15 protein-coding genes are annotated in these 17127 nt (G+C 58.5%); 10 read left to right on the top strand and 5 right to left on the bottom strand.

Annotated elements, in window-relative coordinates; translation table 11 throughout:
- The first annotated feature begins 282 nt into the window (after positions 1-282).
- On the top strand, positions 283-1044 hold the full coding sequence (locus ACR0C6_RS07895) for an NAD kinase (protein ID WP_253282455.1): 762 nt from the start codon (positions 283-285) through the stop codon (positions 1042-1044).
- Between the two features lie 261 nt (positions 1045-1305).
- Here ACR0C6_RS07895 and ACR0C6_RS07890 read toward each other — a convergent pair whose 3' ends face one another.
- The 4 genes from ACR0C6_RS07890 to ACR0C6_RS07875 form a co-directional block, all read right to left on the bottom strand.
- Positions 1306-2736: an amidase family protein gene (locus tag ACR0C6_RS07890; RefSeq protein WP_480618802.1), complete on the bottom strand. Its 1431-nt coding sequence runs from the start codon at positions 2734-2736 to the stop codon at positions 1306-1308.
- 90 nt (positions 2737-2826) lie between these two features.
- Positions 2827-4716 carry a propionate-CoA ligase PrpE gene (gene prpE / locus ACR0C6_RS07885; protein ID WP_480618801.1) on the bottom strand — a complete coding sequence of 630 codons (1890 nt, stop codon included), beginning with the start codon at positions 4714-4716 and terminating at the stop codon, positions 2827-2829.
- Between the two features lie 10 nt (positions 4717-4726).
- Positions 4727-4957, bottom strand: a complete 231-nt coding sequence (locus ACR0C6_RS07880) for a hypothetical protein (protein WP_152457408.1) — start codon at positions 4955-4957, stop codon at positions 4727-4729.
- A gap of 125 nt (positions 4958-5082) precedes the next feature.
- The gene (locus tag ACR0C6_RS07875) at positions 5083-7356 is read right to left on the bottom strand and encodes an NADP-dependent malic enzyme (protein WP_171329025.1); all 2274 of its coding nucleotides are present in this window, start codon (positions 7354-7356) and stop codon (positions 5083-5085) included.
- A 185-nt stretch (positions 7357-7541) separates the two neighbouring features.
- Here ACR0C6_RS07875 and ACR0C6_RS07870 point away from each other — a divergent pair, with 185 nt between their 5' ends.
- The 7 genes from ACR0C6_RS07870 to upp all read left to right on the top strand — a co-directional run bounded on the left by ACR0C6_RS07870 (position 7542) and on the right by upp (position 13928).
- Entirely contained in the window at positions 7542-8246 is a 705-nt protein-coding gene (locus ACR0C6_RS07870) for a hypothetical protein (protein WP_480618800.1), read from the top strand.
- Complete coding sequence (locus ACR0C6_RS07865; RefSeq protein ID WP_480618799.1) at positions 8209-9312, top strand: cupin domain-containing protein; 1104 nt, start codon at positions 8209-8211, stop codon at positions 9310-9312. Before ACR0C6_RS07870 ends, ACR0C6_RS07865 begins: the two co-directional genes overlap by 38 nt.
- A gap of 91 nt (positions 9313-9403) precedes the next feature.
- Positions 9404-9796, top strand: coding sequence for a cytidine deaminase (locus ACR0C6_RS07860; RefSeq protein ID WP_152457412.1), 393 nt, complete (start codon positions 9404-9406; stop codon positions 9794-9796).
- 4 nt (positions 9797-9800) lie between these two features.
- On the top strand, positions 9801-11108 hold the full coding sequence (locus tag ACR0C6_RS07855; protein WP_480446162.1) for a thymidine phosphorylase: 1308 nt from the start codon (positions 9801-9803) through the stop codon (positions 11106-11108).
- On the top strand, positions 11105-12316 hold the full coding sequence (locus ACR0C6_RS07850; RefSeq protein WP_480618798.1) for a phosphopentomutase: 1212 nt from the start codon (positions 11105-11107) through the stop codon (positions 12314-12316). Before ACR0C6_RS07855 ends, ACR0C6_RS07850 begins: the two co-directional genes overlap by 4 nt.
- Entirely contained in the window at positions 12313-13299 is a 987-nt protein-coding gene (locus ACR0C6_RS07845; protein WP_480618797.1) for an adenosine deaminase, read from the top strand. The genes ACR0C6_RS07850 and ACR0C6_RS07845 overlap by 4 nt, the downstream gene beginning before the upstream one ends.
- Positions 13296-13928, top strand: a complete 633-nt coding sequence (upp, locus tag ACR0C6_RS07840; protein ID WP_152457415.1) for a uracil phosphoribosyltransferase — start codon at positions 13296-13298, stop codon at positions 13926-13928. Before ACR0C6_RS07845 ends, upp begins: the two co-directional genes overlap by 4 nt.
- 6 nt (positions 13929-13934) lie before the next feature.
- Here the strand turns inward: upp and ACR0C6_RS07835 are convergent, their stop codons facing one another.
- Positions 13935-14948, bottom strand: a complete 1014-nt coding sequence (locus tag ACR0C6_RS07835) for a hypothetical protein (protein WP_152457416.1) — start codon at positions 14946-14948, stop codon at positions 13935-13937.
- 147 nt (positions 14949-15095) lie between these two features.
- Between ACR0C6_RS07835 and ACR0C6_RS07830 the strand changes: the two genes are divergently transcribed.
- Positions 15096-16031, top strand: a complete 936-nt coding sequence (locus ACR0C6_RS07830; RefSeq protein WP_480618796.1) for a DMT family transporter — start codon at positions 15096-15098, stop codon at positions 16029-16031.
- Positions 16032-16312: 281 nt separating this feature from the next.
- Positions 16313-17086: a Hint domain-containing protein gene (locus ACR0C6_RS07825; RefSeq protein WP_480618795.1), complete on the top strand. Its 774-nt coding sequence runs from the start codon at positions 16313-16315 to the stop codon at positions 17084-17086.
- Positions 17087-17127: the final 41 nt, after the last annotated feature.

The raw sequence follows: 17127 nt of genomic DNA, 5'->3' as shown, positions 1-17127 counted from the left end.
CTCGATCTCGTCGCGCTGACGACCCAGTTCCGACGTGATCGAGCCAAAAAGCTCGGGATCACGATCAGAAAGGGACTGGGTGAAAAATCCGGTATCACGAAGATTGGCGTTCATGGGCGCTCCACATGGCTGGGTAAAAATCTTGCGGATTTCCTATCGGAAACGCCACATTTGCAAAAGGCTTAAAGCGACGATTTGGCCCGCTGCGGCGTCAAGACTGGCCTATCGGGGAAAGGTATGTTTGTTTCGGAACCAAATGTGCAGCACCGGAAACCGGAAAACATGAAAAAAAGAATCGCCTTTCTTGCCAGTGAGGTCAAAGTGGCGCAAACGGCCCGGGATGCTCTGGTGTCCAAACACGGTAATGCGGCGCCCCGCGACGCAGATGTTGTGGTTGCTCTTGGGGGGGATGGCTTCATGTTGCATACCCTTCACAACATGCAGCATCTTGATACACCGGTATACGGGATGAACCGTGGCACAATCGGGTTCCTGATGAACGAGTATCACGAAGACGACCTGATGGCCCGCCTGGAGGATGCCGAGGAAGAGGTCATCAATCCGCTGGCGATGCGGGCGATGGATCAGTCCGGAAAGCTGCACGAGGCGTTGGCGATCAACGAAGTGTCATTGTTGCGGGCAGGCCCGCAGGCCGCGCGGCTGAAGATCAGCGTTGATGGCCGCGAGCGAATGGATGAACTTGTATGCGATGGAGCGCTGCTGTCCACAGCGGCGGGGTCCACGGCGTATAACTACTCGGCACACGGGCCTATTCTGCCGATTGGTTCGGACGTTCTCGCGTTGACCCCAATCGCCGCATTCCGCCCCCGCCGATGGCGTGGTGCCTTGTTGCCAAAAATCGCGAAGGTACGGTTCGATGTGCTGGATGCGGACAAGCGACCCGTTATCGTTGCCGCTGATTCCGTAGCTTTCCCAGACATTGACTGGGTCGAAATCCGGTCCGAGCCTACGATTTCACATCGCATTCTTTTCGACCCCGGGCACGGTTTGGAAGAACGACTGATTTCCGAGCAATTCACATAAATTTGCGTCTCTGCGAGGATTTTTTGAAGCTGTGTGAAGCAGTTCACAGGGAATCTATTGGCAATTGGCTAATGTGAAATTGCCCGGAGAACACGCCAAGGTGGGAGTGAGTGGCCACCTGAACGGCGTATTCGAATGATTGCGCAGATTTTGCGCTGGCGAGGGTGGGTGGTGCTACGCTCGTCATCAGAAATCCGGGCTTATTTTAGCAGTCGGGCCCCGGGTACAATGTCCCGGGGTCTATTTTTTGCAGCAGCCCTGCTACTCTGACTTCTCCCAAAGCGGCAGGCACATTTGGCCCACGCGTGCCTCGATTGCCGCGGCCGCATCCACCGCCAGATCTTCGCGCCAACGCTGTGCCGCAATCTGAACATTGATCGGCTGGGGGCCCTTAGGCAATTCAGCCAGCCGGGCCGGGACACATGCCGCAGGCAGGCCCAGAAAGTTCATGGCATAGGAATAAACGGCGCACCCCAGAACCTCATGCACTCCATCGGCGCCTTCGGTGTCCCGGTCAGGTTTGAAGAACGGTTGTGGCAGGAAAGGCGACAGCACCAAAGGGTAATCCTGCATAAACAGGGACCATTCCCGCGCATAGTGGCTTCGCTTGGCCAGCATCTGAACCATCTCGGTTTCGACAATAGGCGGGAATTCCTGGAAATAGACCGCAAAGATATTCTGAATGGTTTTCGAACCGGCCGCTTCGATATCTGACTGCATGAGCGTGAGCACTTCGCCCATCAGGGTACGGTAACCGATCCGACCGCATTCAAATACATCAGGCGGTTCAATCTCTTGCACCACATAACCCGCATCGGTCAGTGCGTCCCGCGCCGTGTCGAGCGCTTTTTCCACCTCGGGGTGCAGGGCATAGCCGAATGTGTTCTTGGTGAAGGCCACCTTGACGGGCGCGTCGGGATCAGGACCACGCCAGGGCATCGGCACGTGAAACGGGTCACGCGCGTCGGCGGCGATCAGGCTGGGCATGGACAGATGCAGGTCAGCAGCCGACCGGGTTATCAGGCCCTGAACTGACATCGACTGCGCCAGCAAACCGCGTTCGACTTTCTGGCTTGGGTTCCATGCTGGGACACGCCCCAGCCCGGGTTTCACCGTCACGGCTCCGTTGGCCGCTGCGGGAAAGCGAAGGCTGCCGCCGATATCGTTGCCGTGGGCCAGCGCGCCGATTCCGGCCATGACCGCAGCGCCAGCCCCACCGGAAGAGCCGCCGGGCGAGATATGCCGACCCCAGGGGTTGTGCGTGCGGCCATACAGCGGATTGTCCGTGTCGGCGCGGAAAGAGAACTCGGGCGTGTTGGTCCGCCCGACAACAACAGCCCCGGCCTTTAGCAGATTGCTCACAACCGGGGCGTCATCCGGTGCAATCACATCTTTCAATGCGACGACACCGTTGGTTGTGGCATGGCCTTTTTGATCAACGTTCACCTTGATCGTGACCGGCACACCATGCAGCGGACCCGTGGGTTTGCCACCGGCCCGCGCATTGTCCAGCGCTTCGGCACGTTCCAACGCTTGCTCGCGCAGGTCTTCCACCACCGCATTCAAATGCGGGTTGACCTCATCCATTCGCTCGATCGAGGCCCGAACCGCCTCGGTCGCACTAAGGTCGCCGCGTCTGGTCAGGGTGGTCAGGTCTGTGGCGCTGAGACGCCAGATATCGGTCTGTGTCATGGGTCCTCACTGTCTTAACGTGACAGTAGAGGCGCTGCTTCGGGTTGCAAGAGAAGACAAAAAAATGGGCGGCTAATGCCGCCCCCCGGGTTACTTGGCGTAACCGATTGTCTGCAAGGCCTCTTTGATCTCGTCAAGAATGGCTGGATCATCGATCGTTGCAGGCATTTTGTAATCCTGACCGTCTGCAATCGACACCATCGTACCCCGCAGGATTTTACCCGAACGTGTCTTGGGCAACCTATCGACGACGACGGCCAGTTTGAAGGCCGCCACCGGGCCGATCTTTTCCCGCACCATCTTGACGACCTCCTGAACCACGTCGCAATGATCCCGATCAGCGCCAGCATTCAGGCACAGGAACCCAACGGGCATCTGACCCTTTAGCTGATCCGATACACCGATCACCGCGCATTCGGCCACATCCGGGTGAGCGGCAAGCACTTCTTCCATCCCCCCGGTCGACAGACGGTGGCCCGCGACGTTGATGACATCATCGGTGCGGGCCATGATGTAAAGATATCCGTCCTCGTCGATCATGCCGGCATCGCCGGTTTCATAATACCCGGGGAAATGTTCAAGATAGGATTTCCTGAACCGTTCCTCGGCGTTCCACAAGGTCGGCAGGGTGCCCGGAGGCAATGGCAGTTTGACCGCGATGGCCCCCAGTTCGCCGGCTTTCATCGGGTGGCCGCCTTCGTCGAGAATTTGCACGTCATAGCCGGGCATCGGTTTCGCGGGCGAACCCAGCTTGATCGGAAGCTCTTCGATGCCCAGCGGATTTCCGGCGATGGCCCATCCGGTTTCTGTCTGCCACCAATGGTCGATCACCGGAACCTTCAGCGCATCCTGCGCCCAGATGATGGTGTCGGGGTCAGCCCGTTCCCCCGCAAGATACAGTGCCCGCAGATGAGACAGATCATACTTGGCGATCAATTCGCCTTTGGGGTCTTCTCGTTTCACGGCACGGATCGCCGTAGGGGCGGTGAAGAAGCTTTTCACCTTATGTTCAGAGATCACGCGCCAGAAGGTTCCCGCATCAGGGGTGCCGACTGGTTTGCCTTCGAACACAATCGTCGTGTTGCCGTGGATCAGGGGGGCATAGCAGATATAGGAATGTCCAACGACCCAACCCACATCAGATGCCGCCCAGAATACATCACCGGGATCAACGTCATAGATGTTCTTCATGGTCCAGTTCAGTGCCACCAGATGCCCGGCAGTGGGGCGCACGACGCCCTTGGGCGCCCCCGTGGTGCCCGAAGTGTACAGGATGTACGCCGGATCGTTGCCGTCGACGGGAACACATTCCGCCGGTTCGACACCGTACTGGAACCCGTGCCAGTTGTAGTCGCGCCCTTCGATCAACTGAGCAACTTCCTGTTCGCGCTGAAAGATGACGCAGAAATCCGGCTTGTGCTCGGCAAGTTCGATGGCGCCGTCCAGAAGCGGCTTGTAGTGCACGACCCGGCCAGGTTCCAAACCGCAGGACGCCGCAATGACGGCTTTGGGTTTGGCGTCGTCGATACGGACCGCCAGTTCGTTGCTGGCAAATCCGCCGAACACAACGGAATGCACAGCACCGAGACGAGCGCAGGCCAGCATCGCCTCAAGCGCCTCGGGGATCATCGGCATGTAGATGATGACGCGGTCACCTTTCTCGATGCCTTTCGCCCGCAGCGCACCGGCCAGATTGGCCACGCGGTTGCGCAGCTCGACATATGAAATCTCGCGCTTGGTATGGGTGATCGGGCTGTCATAGATGATGGCGGTCTGCTCGCCGCGCCCGTTTTCCACGTGGCGGTCCACGGCGTTCCAGCATGTATTGACCCGTGCGTCGCTGAACCATTCATACAAAGGCGCGTTGTCGTCGAAAAGGGCTTTGCTGGGTTCTTTGACCCAATCGATCCCCTTGGCGGCGCTCATCCAGAACGCCTCGGGGTCTTTCTTCCAACTGTCATAAACGTCCTGATACGCCATCTCGTCCTCCTCACAACGACTTGGTCTTTGTGTTAGGACCCAGAAAACTATCCGGCAAGCGAGTCAAATGACGACGCGTCAGTTTATCGCAAAATATTTGCAGTAATTCGCGCAACAGCTTGCAAATTTTTGCAAACTTCTTTTCCAGCATTGGATTTTCTGCGCCGAAGAGGCCATTTTGCAAACTTGCAAATTCAACCGTGCAAAAGATCACGTCCGAGGCGACTCGGCGCAATGCCAATTCGTCCTTCTTCCGCGTGCCCTATGGCTCCCACGGAGATGCAACGGCATATAGCAGTCAAAAGGTGAGAATTGTGTTAACCGCACCCCCGTGGGGGATGCGGTTTTGGGCGTCGGGCGGCCGGCTTACCCGTAATGCGCCACCGGGGTCCCCGCGATGGCAGCCATGTTCAGCAATCCGCGTGCGGTAATGGACGGGGTGACGATGTGCGCCTTGTTGCCCATCCCCATCAGAATGGGGCCAACTTCGATCCCGTCCGCTTTCATTTTCAGGATATTGCGTACGCCGCTGGCCGCATCCGCATGAGCAAAGATCAGCACATTTGCCGCGCCCTGTAGGCGAGATCCCGGAAAAATCCGCGCCCGAAGATCCGCATCAAGGGCCGCATCCAGGTTCATTTCGCCTTCATAGACAAAGTCGCGCGGTTTCTGGTCCAGGATGTCCAATGCAGCGCGCAGGCGTTTTCCCGATCCTTCCGCCTGATTGCCGAATTGTGATTGCGAACAGAATGCGATCTTGGGTTCGATCCCAAATCGGCGAACATGCCGCGCGGCGCCAATGGTGGATTCCGCCAGTTCTTCGGGCGTCGGCAATTGCCGGACATGCGTATCGGCTATGAACAGGGGGCCGTCTTCCAAAATCATCAGCGACAACGCGCCGTGCGGACGCAGGTTGCCATCGTCAAGCACCTGTTCAACATAGTTCAGATGCCAGCGATATTCGCCGAACGTGCCGCAGATCAGACTGTCAGCCTCGCCCCGATGCACCATGATTGCGCCGATGGCGGTTGTATTTGTGCGCATGATCGCCTTGGCCAGATCCGGGGTCACACCTCGGCGCTGCATGATCTGATGATATGAGCTCCAGTAATCGTAGTAACGCGGATCGTTTTCCGGGTTCACGATCTGGCAGTCTGTGCCCGGGCGTATGGTCAGGCCCAGTTTTTCGCATCGGGATTCGATGACTTCGGGACGTCCGATCAGGATCGGCGTTTCCGTCGTTTCCTCAAGAATGGCTTGTGCAGCCCGCAGCACCCTTTCATCTTCGCCTTCGGCAAATACGATGCGACGGGATGCGACGGCCGCGGCCTCGAATACGGGGCGCATCAAAAGCGCCGACTTGAAAACAGACTGGTTGAGTTTTTCCTTATAGGCCTCAAGATCTTTAATGGGGCGCTTAGCGACGCCGCTTTCCATGGCTGCCTTGGCAACGGAAGATGAGACGACACCCACCAAACGCGGATCAAAAGGTTTCGGAATCAGGTAATCCGGCCCAAAGGTCAGTTGCTCGCCCTTGTAGGCGGCTGCGGCCTCGGCGCTTGTCGTCGCGCGGGCCATTTCCGCAATACCGTCGACGCAGGCGATCTGCATCGCGTCATTGATCTCTGTCGCGCCCACATCCAGAGCACCCCGGAAGATGAACGGAAAGCACAATACGTTGTTGACCTGATTGGGAAAATCGCTGCGCCCGGTGGCAATGATCGCGTCTGGTGCAACCTCACGCGCGGCCTGAGGCAGGATTTCTGGCGTTGGGTTGGCCAGTGCGAAGATGATCGGACGATCTGCCATTTTCTGAACCATTTCAGGCTTCAGGACATTCGGACCGCTCAGGCCCAGAAACAGATCCGCATCGCCGATGACATCATCCAGAGTCCGCAATTCCGTTTTCTGCGCAAACTGCGACTTGTGCGGGTTCATATCCTCGGCGCGCCCCTCGTAGACGAGCCCGTGAATGTCGCACAGCCAGATGTTTTCCTGTTTCACACCCAGTTTCACCAGCATGTTCAAACAGGCAATCCCCGCAGCCCCGCCACCGGTTGATACGACTTTGATGTCCGCAAAGGATTTCCCCGCCACATGCAAAGCGTTCTTGGCTGCGGCCCCGACGACAATGGCGGTTCCGTGCTGATCGTCGTGAAAAACGGGAATGTTCATACGCTCGCGGCACAGCTTTTCGACAATGAAACAATCCGGTGCCTTGATGTCTTCCAGGTTGATGGCCCCGAATGTCGGTTCCAGCGCGCAGACGATATCCGCCAGCTTTTCAGGATCAGGCTGGTCTACTTCGATATCAAAACAGTCAATGCCAGCGAATTTCTTGAACAGGACGGCTTTGCCCTCCATCACCGGTTTCGAGGCCAGCGCCCCTATGTTGCCCAGACCAAGAACCGCGGTGCCGTTGGATACCACGGCGACAAGGTTGCCGCGTGCCGTGTACTTTTCCGCGTTTGCGGCGTCGGCTTTGATTTCAAGGCTGGCCTCGGCCACGCCGGGCGAATAGGCGCGCGCCAGATCGCGACCGTTGGCCATCGGTTTCGTGGCCTTGATCTCAAGTTTTCCGGGTTTCGGATGGGCGTGATAGTCAAGCGCGGCCTGTCGCAGGCTGGGGGTGTCAGACATTGAAGTTTCAGTTCCCTCTTAGAATTTGATTTAACATTAAACTATTCGTCCAAGCTTGGCTACGTTGCGTAATTTTGCCGACGTGGCGCAGTTGCACACCCGAAATGGGTTGAATTTTGACATATTTTTTTTACATCTAAGCAACTTTGCGAAACGAACAAACACTCAGGCAAGACGAAGCAGTAATGACTTTCAAGGCAAATGATCAGGTCGATGGCCTGTTCTCCGGTTCTGTGGCGGATACCGAAGTTGTGCGGCTAACCCTTTGGTTTGCGGTGCTGTCGTGTGTTGTGCTTCTTGGTGCTGTTGGCATCTGGCCAGAACAGGTACTGGTTTTCAATCAGGAAGGCGGGTTGTTTGAAACAATTTCCGCGGCGTGTTTGTTTGCAGCGGGTGTGGCCGCTTTGTGGCGATATCCGGGTGTCACCCGGCTGTATATCGGGCTGACATTCCTTTTGTTGGCCGAGCGTGAGCTGGAAGCAGGCGTTTATCCTGAAGGCAGCTTGCCGTTTCTTATCCTTGACGGTCTGGATGCGGTGCTGGACGTCACTCTGGTCAGGGTTTTGCTGGCCTGCGTTGTCCTGGGAGGTGTCATCTGGCACGGGATCCCGACGGGATGGCGTGCGGTCAAGCGGCGCGCGTCCTTTATGATCGTGTTCATTGCGGCTGGCTGTCTTGCCGTCATCGCTCAGCTTCTTGAAGAATTAACCGGGCTGCACGGCCAAGCTTTGTCGTCAGTTATGGAGACGCGGCTTTTCGTGATGGAAGAAACGCTCGAGATGTTCTTTTCGATTGGCATTTTGGCCTCTGTTCTGATCGGATGGTCCAAATCGAGTTCTGACGAGACATCTCATGACAAAGACATCCGAGCCTTCCCGGACCCAAGCTGAATTTCGTTTGCCTACCCAGGAAATTCGAAACGACATCCCCTTTTATACCAAGGTGTTGGGGATGCAGATGGACATGATCTATCCCGCGGACGATCCGCGCGTCGCAGTGTTTTCAGGGCACGGTCTGCGGCTGCGGATTGAAAAAGACGCGCCCGAAGGTCCGGGAACATTGCGCATCCTGACAGATGACCCGGAAAGCTTTGCAGATGGCCAACGCGTTCTTGTCGCGCCGAATGGGACCCGGATCGAAATCGAAGAGCGTAACCCGCCGCTGGTGATGCCTGAAACGGTTCATTCCTTCGTGGTGCGCAGGCTCAAGGATCAGGCGCCATGGATCATCGGTCGGGCGGGGATGCACTATCGCGATCTGGTGCCGGATCGTCTGGGCGGATCGATCATCGCCAGCCATATCCGCATCCCGGACGGGGGCCCGGTGCCCGATATGGTGCATTTTCACAAAGTCGGTTTCCAGCTGATATTCTGCATTCATGGCTGGGTGGATGTCGTCTACGAGGATCAGGGAGAAAAAATGCGCCTGACCGCAGGGGATTGCTTTATCCAGCCGCCGGAAATTCGTCATCGCGTGCTCGAGGCGTCAGACAATGTTCAGGTCATCGAGATAGGTGTGCCAGCGGAACATGTCACGGAAATCGACCATGACATGCAGCTTCCCACGCCGCATTTTCGCCCGGACCGTGAATGGCAGGGACAACGCTTTGTCTTCAACCAGGCCAAGGGCGCTGAATGGGTGCCATTCCGTCTTCCGGGTTACATCTGCCGCGATACGACGATTGCCGAGAACACCAAAGGGGTCGCTGGCGTCCAGGTCGTCCGCAAGGGGCAGGGCGATACCGAATGGGCCAGTCACGATACGGACATTCACTTTACCTTCGTGATGAACGGGGCGGTCACGCTGGAAGGCGAGGGGCGCGAGCCCTGCCGGCTGGAGCAAGGAGACGCTTTTGTCATCCCGCCCGGGATGCGCACGCGCTTGTCCTCGCCCTCGGACAACATCGAGTTGCTGGAAGTCACCTTGCCCGGTACGTTCACGACAACACTGGGCTGACGGAAAAACATTGGCTGGGGGCTTCAATTCCTCGGCCTTTTTACGTAACGATCCAAATTTCTGACCGGATGATAAAAAACGGGGAATCGCCATGTCGCTCAAAGACGCTGCCTTGTCAGTCCGCGAAAACGCCTATGCGCCTTATTCGAATTTCAAGGTTGGCGCAGCGCTTCGGGCTTCGACGGGTCAGATCTTTTCCGGGTGCAACGTTGAAAACGTGGCCTATCCCGAAGGCACTTGTGCCGAGGCCGGCGCAATCGCCGCGATGGTCGCCGCAGGAGAGCAGGAACTGACCGAGGTCTATGTGGTCGCCTCCAGCCCTCAGCCTGTGCCGCCTTGCGGTGGGTGTCGCCAGAAACTGGCCGAGTTTGGCAAGCGCGATGTGAAGGTTACCCTTGCAACCGTGGACGGCGCTGAATTCGAGACAACCATCGGGGATTTGTTGCCGGGCGCATTCGACGCGTCACATATGGAGGATGTCTGAACGCATGGATGCCCGCTCGATCATAGCAAAACTGCGCAGGCAGGAAGTGCCCGGGCGCGAGGAGCTGATCTGGTTTGCGCAGGGGCTTGCGGATGGAAGCGTCAGCGACGCGCAGGCCGGGGCATTCGCCATGGCTGTCTGCATGGGCGGATTGGGCCCTCGGGGGCGTGCGGATCTGACGATTGCGATGCGCGACAGCGGTGACGTTCTGACCTGGGACGTGGATGGGCCGGTGATCGACAAGCACTCGACCGGAGGGGTCGGGGACAGCGTCAGCCTGGTTCTTGCTCCGGCGTTGGCGGAATGTGGGGCGTATGTCCCAATGATCTCGGGCCGGGGTCTTGGGCATACCGGCGGAACGCTGGACAAGCTTGAGGCGATACCGGGGGTCAGCACTCAGATCGGGCAGGACCGTCTTGCGCAGATTTTACGCGATACCGGCGCGGCCATCGTCGGGGCGACGGGCCAGATCGCGCCGGCAGACAAGCGCCTTTATGCAGTGCGGGATGTGACCGCGACGGTCGAGAGCCTGGATCTGATCACAGCGTCGATCCTGTCCAAGAAACTGGCCGCCAGCCCGGATGCACTGGTTCTGGATGTCAAAACCGGCAGCGGTGCTTTCATGAAAACGATGGAAGATGCCCGCAAATTGGCCACCGCATTGACCCAGACCGCAAACGCAGCAGGATGCCGCACGTCGGCGGTGATCACGGATATGAACCAACCATTGGCCCCGGCGTTGGGCAATGCCTTGGAAGTCGCGGAAGTGATGAAGGTGCTGACCATGTCGAATGCGTCCCCTTTGGCAGACATTTCCGCCGAGCTGGGGGGGGTCCTGCTGACCGATGCAGGAATGTGCGGAACGGTCGAGGAAGGGCGTGAGAAGATCTTTGAAATCATCCGTGACGGCCGCGCTGCCGAACGGTTCGGGCGCATGATGGCAGCGGTCGGTGGCCCGGTTCAGTTTGTCGATACCTGGGCCCGGTTCCTGCCTGAGGCGAATGTCATCCAAGAGGTTCCGGCCCCGCGGGACGGCTTCATCTCGGCCGTTGACGGAGAAGCTCTGGGTCTTGCCGTGGTTGCGCTGGGCGGTGGCCGTCAGGTCGAAAGTGATGAGATCGACCCCTCCGTCGGGATATCCAGTATTCTTCGGCTTGGGGACCGCGTGTCAAAGGGAGCGCCGATTGCAGTGATCCATGCTGCTCGGGAAGATGCCGCGCGCCGAGCCGCAGAAACCGTGCTGAGCGCGATTGAGATCAGCGATACGGCCCCGGCGCTTCCGGATCTGATCCACGAAAGGATCAGCGTATGAGCCGTGCATTTCTCGTCGTCATGGATTCCGTTGGAATAGGCGGTGCGTCTGATGCCGATCGCTTTTTCAATGGCGACGTCCCGGATAGCGGGGCAAATACGCTGGCCCATATCGCGCAGGCCTGTGCCGAAGGGCGGGCCGAAGACGGGCGCTCGGGCCCCTTGAACCTGCCGAACCTCGACGCGCTGGGTTTGGGTGCGGCTGCGCGGCTGGCGTCTGGGGACGCAACCCCCGGATTGAACGCGAAACCCAATGGGCTGTGGGGCTGCGCGCGCGAGCATTCGCCCGGCAAAGACACGCCCTCGGGCCACTGGGAACTGGCAGGTCTGCCGGTGCCGTGGGATTGGCACTATTTCCCGGATACGGTTCCGGCTTTTCCTGCTGACCTGAGCCGCGCAGCGGCCCAGGCCGCCGGAACCGAAGGCATCCTTGGCGATTGCCACGCCTCGGGCACGGCGATCATCGCTGAACTGGGTGCCGAGCATATGCGAACCGGCTGGCCGATCTGCTACACCTCAGTCGACAGTGTGTTTCAGATCGCAGCCCATGAAGAGAGTTTCGGGCTGGACCGTTTGCTGGACATGTGCCGCGCCCTTGCACCGCGCTTGCACGAAATGAAAGTGGGCCGTGTCATCGCGCGCCCCTTTGTCGGCTCGCCAGAGGCGGGATTCGAACGAACAACCAACCGCAAGGATTTCGCCATTCTGCCGCCGGCACCGGTTCTGACCAATTGGGTGCAGGATGCCGGGCGGACGGTGCACGCGGTGGGCAAGATCGGCGACATCTTTTCCATGCAGGGTATCGACACGCTGCGCAAAGGGTCGGACGCTGAACTCATGCGGCACCTTTCAGATCTGGTGGATGACGCCGAAGAGGGCAGCCTGACTTTTGCCAACTTTGTTGAATTCGACAGCCTTTACGGCCACCGTCGCGATATCAGCGGCTATGCCCGAGCATTGGAATGGTTCGATCACGAGATCGGCAAGATTCTGGCCAGGCTGCGCCCCGGCGACCTGTTGGTGTTGACCGCCGATCATGGCAATGATCCCAGCTGGACCGGGACAGATCACACACGTGAACAAGTGCCGGTTCTGATTTCCGGGTCGGGCACGGGGCAGATCGGCCAGGTAGACTTTGCCGATATTGCCGCCAGCATCGCCCATCACCTGAACATTCCGGCGCAAGGGCCGGGAAGGAACTTTCTATGAGCGTCGCCGATCTGCCGAAAATAGAACTGCACCTGCATCACGAAGGCGCCGCCCCCCCGGCATTCATACGTCAGCTTGCGCATGAAAAACGGGTGGATCTGAGCGGTATCTTCAAGCCGGACGGATCCTATGATTTCCGCGATTTCGCGCATTTCCTGAATGTGTATGAAGCTGCTTGCGAAGTCCTGAAGACGCCCGAAGACTTTCGGCGGCTGACATTGGCCATTCTCGAAGAAAGCGCCGAAAACGGTGTCGTCTATTCTGAGACTTTTCTGAGCCCCGATTTTTGTGGCGGCGGCGACCTGCACGCCTGGCGGGACTATCTGAACGCCATTCAGGACGCGGCGGACGAGGCCGAGCGCAAGTTTGACATCACCCTGCGCGGCGTCATTACCTGTGTGCGCCATTTCGGCCCCGATCAAGCCAAGCGCAGCGCCTATTGCGCGGCAGAGACTGCGGGCGACTGGATCACCGGTTTTGGCATGGGTGGCAATGAATCCGTTGGCGCTCAGGGCGATTTCAAATGGGCGTTCGACTGCGCGCGCGAGGCCGGCCTGCGGCTGACGACACATGCCGGTGAGTTCGGAGGCCCTCAAAGCGTGCGCGATGCCGTCCGTGATCTGGGGGTCGAGCGCATCGGGCACGGTGTTCGCGCCATCGAGGATCCGGACCTTGTTCGCGAACTGGTCGACCGGGACATCACTCTTGAGGTCTGTCCGGGATCGAATGTGGTTCTGGGGCTTTTCCCGGATTTTGCGACACATCCAATCGCGGCTTTGCGTAATGCGGGCGTGAAGGTCACCGTCTCAACGGATGACCCGCCATTTTTTCACACGACCATGCGGCGGGAATATGAAATGCTGAACGCAGCTTTTGGCTGGAAGGCCGAAGATTTTGCGGCCCTGAACGAAACCGCTCTGGAAGCGGCCTTTTGCGATGACGCTACCCGCGCGCGGATCAAGAAAAGACTGGAGATAACATGAGCGAACATCTGACCATCGTCGATCACCCTCTGGTGCAACACAAACTGACGCTCATGCGGGACAAGGGCACATCGACCGCCGTGTTCCGGCAGTTGCTGCGCGAAATAACGCTGCTGCTGGCCTATGAGGTCACGCGCGAAATTCCGTTGACCACGCGCCATATCGAAACACCGATGGAAGAAATGGATGCACCCATTCTGGCGGGCAAGAAAATGGCGCTGGTGTCGATCCTGCGTGCTGGAAACGGGATGCTGGATGGGGTGCTGGAGCTTGTTCCTTCTGCGCGCGTCGGTTTTGTCGGTCTGTATCGCGACGAAGAAACGCTGAAGCCCGTGCAGTATTACTTCAAGGCACCCGAGAGCCTGAAAGACCGTTTGGTTATCGCGGTGGATCCGATGCTGGCCACCGGCAACAGCTCGGCCGCGGCGATTGACCTGCTGAAAGAGGCGGGGGCGACAGATATCCGCTTTCTGTGCCTGTTGGCCGCGCCGGAAGGTGTGGCGCGTATGAAAGAGGCGCACCCGGATGTGCACATCGTCACCGCTGCACTGGACCGCGAGCTGAACTCGAAAGGCTATATCATGCCGGGACTGGGCGATGCGGGCGACCGGATGTTTGGAACCAAGTAAACCGGCTTATTCACCGCATATGTTTTGCAGCCGGACCCAATCACGGTCCGGCAACACCTGTTCCAGTGTCCGGCCGGCCATGGGATCAGCCTCGATCAGGCCCAATACTGACTCTCCGGTAATATCCTGAGCATAGGCGTAAGGGGTGGAAGGCAGCGCGCTTTGCGAAAACATCGCCAGCAAGTCTTCGTCCGGAAGGGAAGGTCGGGGCTGCGAGAGGACCTGTTCGGTATAGGTGTCGATGATCTCAGGTGTCAGTTCCCCGGTCGTTAACAGCCGAAAGGCCGACGCCGCCCCGGTTCTGTCCAGCAGATCATCCAGCGGGTCGTTGAGCGCCGTCCGCGCGCGCTCTGCAACAACATAGCCTGCTGCGACAGCAGGGTCTTCGTGGTCTTCAACCAGCGCCCGGTTCAACAGAACGGTGCCACCCGGCAAGCTGAGGCTGTCCTGAACGCCGGCGGGCAGAATAACGATCTGCCGCACGCCCGTACGACTGGCCAAGCGATCCAGTGAAGCCTGCGCATCCACGGAAGAACAGGCCGGTCCCGAGACGCGTTCGATCCGACGCAGGATCGTGTCTCCGATTTCCTGCCGTTTGATTTCGGGCACGACCGAGACAACATGGTTTTGCAACGCACCGGGCAGCCAGAACAACAATACGGCCAGAACCGCGGCCACAACGCCTCCGACGCTCATCCAGCGCAAACGGCCGGGATGGGGGCGCGAGCGTTCGATGGCACGTTGCAGCCGATCGATCGCTTCAAGCATCGTGGTTTCGGATTCTCCCAGTTCCAGTGTCTCATCCGGATCACCGTCGGGGCAAAAAACAGCCGGAAAGGCGCCGGGGTTCTGCCGTTCAAGCGCCGCCAAAGACCAATGCGTCAAAGCCCTGTCATTGAAATCGGAAATGGTCAGGGTCGCCTTGCCAATCGATACCACGACTTCGCGCCGCTGTTCATCGGGCGAAGGGCGCCACAGACCGGTGGCTTCGATCCGCTGGTACTGTTTCAGGGCCGTCATCTGGTTGGGGTCTGCTCGAAATAGTTTTGCCGCAGCTTAGCATGGTGAAAACGCCGTGCGCAAACCTGTTGCGCAGGTATTCCGATTTGTGCTGGATACCTGTCAGGAATAAGATCGCCGATCTTTGATCGCAACAAGGGCGCGAACATGCAGGCAGACACGACCACCTCTCCGGTGCTGGCTTCAGCCCTTATGGTCGCAGCAATGGCTATTATCGGCGTGATCGACAGTGTTGTGATCCTGCTGGCCGAGACGGTCGGGCTGTGGCAATTCCATTTCATGCGGGCATTGCTGATGCTGCCGCTGATTGTCGGCCTGTCCCTTATGGGGCTGGGCGGGCTGAGGCCGCAACGGTGGAGGGCGGTCATCTTACGCAGTCTTCTGATTGCGACGGCCATGTTTTTCTATTTTGCGTCGCTGTCGATGATGCCGATTGCGCAAGCCCTGGCAGGGTTGTTCACCTCGCCGATTTTCGTGCTGCTGATTTCGTCCTTTGCGCTTGGGCAAAAGATCGGGCCCTGGCGCATTCTGGCTGTGCTGGTCGGTTTTTCGGGCACCCTTCTGGTTTTGCAACCCAACCCGGTCGAATTCGACATGCGTTCGGTTTTTCCAGTCGCCGCAGGTTTTTTCTATGCCTTGAGTTCGATCATGACGCGGACATATTGCGCGCGCGAAAGCACGGTTGCGATGCTGGCAGCCATGGTCATTACCCTTGGGCTGTCAGGGTCCGTGGGCGCCGCCTTGTTCACGGTTGCACCCGTTGCCACGCTGGACGGGCCGGATGGCTTTGTTACACGGGGTTGGGTCTGGGAAGTGGGGCCCGCGCTGCCATGGATTGTCGTTCAGGCCGTCGGGTCGACCATTGCGGTCTTCATGCTCATCAAAGCCTATCAGGTAGGCGAGACCTCTTACGTGGCCGTGTTCGAGTATTCAGTGATGATTTTCGGGCCGCTCTTTGCATTCGTCGCACTGGGTCAGACCCTCGATTTGATGCAGGTGTTCGGGATTGTCCTGATCGCGGCGGCTGGGGTTTTGCTGGGCTGGCGGGCCAGGCGGTCATCCACCCAGCAGGAACTTGCCTGACACGTACAACCGCGCACTGCCAACGGATTTTGCGCGCTGCAACCTCAACAAGGGGGGCATTTCAACGGATCAGGTGCAGATGGATTCGCAAGATCCATGCATGCTGACCGTTTCGAAAATTGCACAAAAGCCTGTTTATGCCTTGTGAGTGTTCACCAAATCGCCCTGGGAACGCGCTGAGACGGCTCAAATTGGGCATAAATATGTCCGAAATAAGACGGCCTCGATTTTTGATGTTAGCTGTTTTGCATAGTGAGTTTGTGCCAAAGGGGGTTAGGCACGTGTCTGAAGTTACGAGTATTTCTGTTTATCTTGATCAGTCGTCGGAAACTGATCCATCCGGTTTGAACCACGCCGTGAACGCGCGCCGTGGTGGCTTTTTGAACGGCACGAAGGTTGCGACGACCAGCGGGTGGAAACCGGTTGAGCGCATTGCAGTCGGCGATCTGGTCCGAACTCTGGATCACGGGTTCAAAGAGGTGCGCCGCATCTCGACCAGCGTCGTGGTCATTCCTGCCGAAGAGCGCCGTTCCGAGTATTTGCCGGTTTTCGTACCTGCACGCGCCGCGTATAACGGGCGCCCCGTTTGGCTGATGCCCGAACAGGGCATCGCTCTGAACCTGTCGCAGATTGATGCCGATGTCAGCGGGTGTTCCGTCGTATCCGCAAGACTGCTGAATGGCGTGGGTCGGTTTATGTCGCAGGCACCGGGATCGTCGTTTGAGGTCCGGTCCCTGTTTTTCGACGAAGATCAGGTGATTTTTGTCGAGGGCGGCCTGCAAGCTTACTGCCCTTCCGGCCTGTTCAACATGCGCGGCAGGGTCAGCGGGGCCGGTTACGATGTCGCCGATGAAGAGACCGGCACAGAGTTGGTCAACCAGATTGCAAGCAGGGGCGATATGTCGGCCCTTGCCAATCCATTGGGTGCCCTGCCTGCACCCATTCCGCAGGAACCGATATTTCCGATCCGTCCGCCCTCTGGGGTCAGGCGGCCGGGTCGACCGGGGCGTCCAAACGCACCGGTGCTGTTTTTGCGGCCCGAATGGCAGATCTAACCAAACACTGACAAAAACGATGCAGGCGTGTGAACTCACGC

The organism is Ruegeria sp. AL12 (assembly GCF_056540885.1).
Note: the sequence above shows the minus strand (reverse complement) of the source record. Positions and strands in the feature narration are given on the sequence as shown.

Coding starts and splice junctions, on each gene's coding strand:
- ACR0C6_RS07895 (WP_253282455.1), top strand. CDS start 283: ATGAAAAAAAGAATCGCCTTTCTTGCCAGTGAGGTCAAAGTGGCGCAA.
- ACR0C6_RS07870 (WP_480618800.1), top strand. CDS start 7,542: ATGACTTTCAAGGCAAATGATCAGGTCGATGGCCTGTTCTCCGGTTCT.
- ACR0C6_RS07865 (WP_480618799.1), top strand. CDS start 8,209: ATGACAAAGACATCCGAGCCTTCCCGGACCCAAGCTGAATTTCGTTTG.
- ACR0C6_RS07890 (WP_480618802.1), bottom strand. CDS start 2,736: ATGACACAGACCGATATCTGGCGTCTCAGCGCCACAGACCTGACCACC.
- ACR0C6_RS07845 (WP_480618797.1), top strand. CDS start 12,313: ATGAGCGTCGCCGATCTGCCGAAAATAGAACTGCACCTGCATCACGAA.
- ACR0C6_RS07875 (WP_171329025.1), bottom strand. CDS start 7,356: ATGTCTGACACCCCCAGCCTGCGACAGGCCGCGCTTGACTATCACGCC.
- ACR0C6_RS07855 (WP_480446162.1), top strand. CDS start 9,801: ATGGATGCCCGCTCGATCATAGCAAAACTGCGCAGGCAGGAAGTGCCC.
- ACR0C6_RS07860 (WP_152457412.1), top strand. CDS start 9,404: ATGTCGCTCAAAGACGCTGCCTTGTCAGTCCGCGAAAACGCCTATGCG.
- prpE (WP_480618801.1), bottom strand. CDS start 4,716: ATGGCGTATCAGGACGTTTATGACAGTTGGAAGAAAGACCCCGAGGCG.
- ACR0C6_RS07835 (WP_152457416.1), bottom strand. CDS start 14,948: ATGACGGCCCTGAAACAGTACCAGCGGATCGAAGCCACCGGTCTGTGG.
- ACR0C6_RS07830 (WP_480618796.1), top strand. CDS start 15,096: ATGCAGGCAGACACGACCACCTCTCCGGTGCTGGCTTCAGCCCTTATG.
- upp (WP_152457415.1), top strand. CDS start 13,296: ATGAGCGAACATCTGACCATCGTCGATCACCCTCTGGTGCAACACAAA.
- ACR0C6_RS07850 (WP_480618798.1), top strand. CDS start 11,105: ATGAGCCGTGCATTTCTCGTCGTCATGGATTCCGTTGGAATAGGCGGT.